The organism is Streptomyces sp. B1866 (assembly GCF_031932565.1).
GTDB lineage: Bacteria > Actinomycetota > Actinomycetes > Streptomycetales > Streptomycetaceae > Streptomyces.
Genome location: NZ_JAVSCF010000509.1, coordinates 1 through 1,385, shown reverse-complemented (window position 1 = coordinate 1,385; position 1,385 = coordinate 1). Strand labels below are relative to the sequence as shown.

General features: G+C 75.8%; 1 protein-coding gene. It reads right to left on the bottom strand.

The window, feature by feature from the left end; genetic code table 11:
• Window positions 1-75: 75 nt before the first annotated feature.
• Window positions 76-1,383: an extracellular solute-binding protein gene (locus RKE29_RS29845; RefSeq protein WP_312008839.1), complete on the bottom strand. Its 1,308-nt coding sequence runs from the start codon at window positions 1,381-1,383 to the stop codon at window positions 76-78.
• Window positions 1,384-1,385: the final 2 nt, after the last annotated feature.

Genomic DNA, 1,385 nt, shown 5'->3' with positions numbered 1-1,385 from the left:
TTCCGGGCGGCGCCCCGCGCGGGCGGCCCGCGCCGGCCGGGGGCGCCGGGATCGGCCGGCCCGCCTCGCCGCCGCTCACCCGGCCGCCGCCTTCAGGCCCTTGTCGCGCAGGTCCCGCAGGGTCTGCGCCTGCACGGTCCGCAGGACGGACCGGAAGGAGTGCCCGTTGTCGATCGCCTCACTGAAGGCGTCGCCGAAGCGCTGGTACAGGGCGTCGACGGACGGGCCCCAGCGCCAGCTGGTGTCCACGCCGCGGGCCGCCTCGGCGAACACCTCGCCGTAGTGCTGGCCGCCGAAGAAGTCCCGGCGCGCCTCCAGGTCGGCCGTGCGGTAGCCGCGGGCCACGCTGGGGAAGCCGTAGCCGCCCTCGATGAGCAGCCGCACGGCCTGCCGGTCGGAGTTCAGCCACAGCGCGAAGTCCAGCGCGTCCCTCGGGTAGCGGGTGCCCCGGAAGACGGCCGTCGTGGAGCCGCCCCAGTTGGCGTGGGCGCGCGCGCCCCGGTGCCACTGCGGCAGCGGGGCGACGCGCCACCGGCCGGCGGTCTTCGGGGCGTTTCCGGCCAGCAGCACGTCGCCCCAGCTCGCGCCGATCCAGGAGGCCATGTCGCCGGTCTGGATGTCCTTGTACCAGGCGTTCTGCCGGTCGGGCACGGTCTTGACGAGCTTGCGGCGCACCAGGTCCTCCCAGAAGTCGGCGACCCTGCGGGTGGGCTCGTCGTCGATGGCCACCACCCAGGTGTCGTCCTCGGTGCGGAACCAGCGGGCGCCCGCCTGCCAGGCCAGGCCCGCGAAGCGGTTGCCGTTGGCGGGCGCGAAGGTCTCGATCCAGGCGCCCCGGCGGCGGACGGCCCGGGCCGCCGCCGCGTAGTCGTCCCAGGTGGCGGGCGGTTCGACGGCCCACCGGTCGAACAGGTCACGGCGCCAGAACAGGCCCATCGGCCCGGAGTCCTGCGGCACGGCGTAGGTGCGGCCCGCGAACACCGACTGCTGCCACTGCCAGCCCGTGAAGGTGCCCCGCCGCCGGTCCGCGCCGTACGCCGACAGGTCCAGCAGCGCGTTGTCGAGCAGGAAGCTGGGGATGACCGCGTACTCGATCTGGGCCAGGTCGGGTACGTCGCCGGAGCGGACCGAGGCGTGCATCTTCGCGTACTGCGCGCCGCCCACCGCGGAGACCTTCTCCAGCTTGATCCGCACCTCGGGGTGGTGGCGGTTCCACAGGGCCACGGGCCGGTCGATGCCCGGCACCCAGGACCAGAAGCTCAGCGTGATCCGCTGCCCGGGTCTGCGCACGCGCGGGCCGCCGTCGCCACCGGTGCAGCCCGCGAGGACCAGGCCGCCCGCGGCGGCGGCCGCCGCGGCGCCGCCGAGCAGGGCCCGCCGCAGCG